The sequence below is a fragment of the Promineifilum sp. (SeqCode) genome (genome assembly GCF_041918635.1).
GTDB lineage: Bacteria > Chloroflexota > Anaerolineae > Promineifilales > Promineifilaceae > Promineifilum.
The window spans coordinates 1-3,210 of record NZ_JAYRVJ010000781.1 but is presented as its reverse complement, the minus strand read 5'-3'; the positions used below and the strand labels follow the sequence as shown (position 1 = coordinate 3,210).

Annotated in this window: 4 protein-coding genes; 2 read left to right on the top strand and 2 right to left on the bottom strand. The window is 61.4% G+C overall.

Annotated elements, in window-relative coordinates; all coding sequences use genetic code 11:
* Together ACE3UY_RS22405 and ACE3UY_RS22400 are read right to left on the bottom strand one after the other, a co-directional pair.
* The coding region (locus ACE3UY_RS22405; RefSeq protein ID WP_374689690.1) for an ATP-binding protein at nucleotides 1-1,169 on the bottom strand (1,169 nt) is incomplete at its 3' end.
* A gap of 46 nt (nucleotides 1,170-1,215) precedes the next feature.
* Nucleotides 1,216-2,496, bottom strand: a complete 1,281-nt coding sequence (locus ACE3UY_RS22400; protein WP_374689689.1) for a cellulase family glycosylhydrolase — start codon at nucleotides 2,494-2,496, stop codon at nucleotides 1,216-1,218.
* 86 nt (nucleotides 2,497-2,582) lie between these two features.
* Between ACE3UY_RS22400 and ACE3UY_RS22395 the strand changes: the two genes are divergently transcribed.
* Nucleotides 2,583-3,125: a putative toxin-antitoxin system toxin component, PIN family gene (locus ACE3UY_RS22395; RefSeq protein WP_374689688.1), complete on the top strand. Its 543-nt coding sequence runs from the start codon at nucleotides 2,583-2,585 to the stop codon at nucleotides 3,123-3,125.
* A partial coding sequence (locus ACE3UY_RS22390; RefSeq protein ID WP_374689691.1) for a toxin-antitoxin system HicB family antitoxin occupies nucleotides 3,122-3,210 on the top strand: 89 nt, incomplete at its 3' end. The genes ACE3UY_RS22395 and ACE3UY_RS22390, both read left to right, overlap by 4 nt.

Here is a 3,210-nt window from a genome sequence, read left to right as displayed (position 1 = left end):
CTCCAATGCGCGCCGACGATGGCCGGCCGCAGCGGCAAGCGGCCGGCTCGGCCCTGCCGCTCGACCCATTGCCGGGCCAACTCCTCGAAGGCCGTCTGCCCAACGAAGGCCCGCAGGTCTTGCCTGATTCGCGCGAGCACCGAGTCGGGATCGAAAGGCAGGTAATCGTGAAAGGGAGCCAGAAAACGAAAGTAGAAGCGGAAATAAGGATCGGTGAGATGATAGCGACCCGATTTGGATTTGCGTCGCGCGGCCGGGGCAATCATGGCCGGCAACCGCCGCTCAACCAACTTCAGGTCTTGCAACCGTTGCAAGTAGGCTGAGAGGTGACTCGTAGAGAGCAGCGCGTGGTTACTGATGTCGCGCAGCGTGTGGCTGCCCAACCCAATGGCTTTCAGGATAGCCAGGTACGACTGCGGCTCGCGCACCTCGTCATAGAGCAGAAATGCCGGCTCGGCCAGAAACATACTGCCGCCCGCGAGCATCACTTGCCGAATGTTGTCGGTCAGACTGAGCGCCGGGTCAAGCCAGTTGAGGTAGGCCGGTACGCCGCCGATGACGGCATAGGCAGCGACACGTTCTTCCGCCGACCAGTTGGGGAAGAAGTCACGTAGGGCAACAAAGGGTAGCGGCTCCAGGTACCATTGGCCGGTCAGGCGACCGAATAGGGGCGATTGGTGCAATTGAAGCGACTCCATCGCTCTGACCTGCGAACCGCATAAGACAATGACCAGATTCGCGTGCTGGAAGTGAGCGTCCCAGGCATGCTGTAGGGCAGAGAGGGTGGCCGGGTCGGACTCGGCCGCATACGGCAACTCGTCCAGAATCAGGATATGCCGCCGGTCGCCAAGAAGCGCGGCGATCGCGTCCCATAATTCGGCCCAACTGTCGAATAGGGGCGCCTGGCGCAAGGGCATATTCTGCAATCGCGCATAGAGCTTGCGGCGCTGGAGATCGGCTGGCTCCTTCTCAGCCGCCCAATAGGTGTAGGGCGTATCGCCGCGAGCGCACCATTCCAGCAGCAGCGCCGTTTTTCCAACTCGTCGCCGACCATATAGCAGAATCAACTGCGCTGGCCCGGGTCGATGGCGACTCAGTAGGTCCTGGAAGTAGGCTAATTCACGCTGGCGATCAACGAAAGCTGCATCAGCAGATAACTTTTGCACCATGTAGATTATTATACACAACATGGTGTTAAAATCAAACACGATGGTGCTATTCGCCGCGAAACTCCAGCCCTCGATATGCCGGCCGCCGGCTCCCATCAAACCGCAGCAAGCTATACCCGACCTCCTGGAACTCCGGCCCCAGCGCAGCGGTGAAGTTCAGGTTCCACAGGAACATCGGCCCCACCCACGCCCGCTCATGGGCCAACTCATAGGCGCGCAGGATGTAGACCGCCTGCTCGTACTCGCTGGTCTCCGCCATGAACTCCGCCCCGGCCGGCGGCGCGGCGGGCGCGCCCTCAGGGGTGTACAGGCCCTCGAAGCTGCCCCAGCCGAACTCCGTCGGCCAGAGCGGCAGCGCATCCGCGCCGGCGCTGACCAACATGGCCCGGTAATCCTCCAGCGTGTCGAGGAAGAAGAAACTCGGGTGATTGTTGTGGCTGCCGGTGACCTGCGTCGGGTCGGCAACGCGGCTGTCGGACGGGTTGGCCCAGCCGTAGGGGTGGACGCCCACGCCATCGACCACCTCGGCCACGCCCGCAGCCAGCATCGCCCCCAGATAAACGCGGTCGTCGATGGCGCTCACGCCGTCGTTAATGCCCGTCACGGCCGGCGCGCCGCTGATGAGCAGCGCCGCCGGATCGGCTGCCCGCACCCCGGCCGCGCCGCGCCGCATCAGCGCCACAAAGTCGGCCGCGCTGAGGGGCGATCCGTTCCACTCCCGCTGCAAGTTCGGCTCGTTCCACAGTTCGTAGGCAGCCACCTGGCCAGCGTAGCGCGTCGCCAGCAACCGCATGAACGCCTCGAAGTGGCCGTAGTCGGCCGGCGGGCCGTCCATCTCCGTCACCGGCCGGCTCCACTCCGGGGCCTTGCTGACGCTGAGCAGCACCTTGACGTTCTGCCCGGTGGCTCCGGCCACCAGCCGGTCGAGTTCCTCGAACAGTTGCGCGTCATACTCGCCCGGCCGCGGCTCGTGGAGCTTCCACGACACCTGCACCTTCACCCAGCCGATGTCCAGCGCCTCGAAGTGGCGCAGCAGGTCGCGCACGTCCTGGCGGTGGAGGTAGATTTGCAGGCCGATCTTGTCCCGGTCGAGCGGCGGGCCGGTGTATGCGGGGAAGGCGGGTTCGGGCGTGGCCGTCGGCGGGGCTGGCGTAGGCGATGATGCCAGCGTGGCCGTGTCAGTGGGCGCGGCGGCGATAGACGCCGCCGTCGCGCCGCCCGCTTCGCCGCCCGGCGCGACGGGGACGAAGATTTGACCGGTGGGATTGAGGGTGGCTGTTGAAATACTATTGTCGGGCGGCGCCTCGGCCGTTGGCGCGGGCGACAAGGGAGGTGTAGATATAGGTGATGGTGGAGGTTGACAAGCAGACAGAAGCAGAATGCATGGCCAGAGCAATTTGATAATGTGGTGCATTGACCGGATTATATACACCACCTCCTCACTGGCTGAAAGTATCTGCCAATACTCTAAGGGCGTCAGATAACAGCGTTTCCTGTCTTGACGAACTAAATGGTATTACATACAATACCATTATGCGGCACATCGTCATCGACACGAACGTCTTCGTATCCGCCCTATTGTCACAGCGCGGGGCATCTTTCCGGATAATAGCACTGCTTGACAAAGGGTTGTTCCGCATCAATCTTTCGGTGCCGCTAGTTGTAGAGTATGAAGATGCGGCAACTCGAGTTCTGCCACAGACCCGCCTAACGCCGCAGGATTTGGGCGACATTTTGGACTATCTATGCCAAGTTGGCGAGCAGCATCAAGTTTATTACTTATGGCGGCCGTTTCTTCGCGATCCGCGTGACGATATGGTACTGGAACTGGCGGTAGCCGCTGAGTGTGATGCCATCATTACATTTAACGAGAAAGATTTTAGTGGCGTGGAGGTATTTGGTTTACGAGTCATATCGCCTCGACAATTCCTCCGCGAAATAGGAGAGCTATCATGACAGCCATAAGCCTGCGCTTGCCCGACTCCCTCCATAAGCTTGCCCGCGAACTAGCCGAGCAAGAGGGCATTTCCATGAACCAATT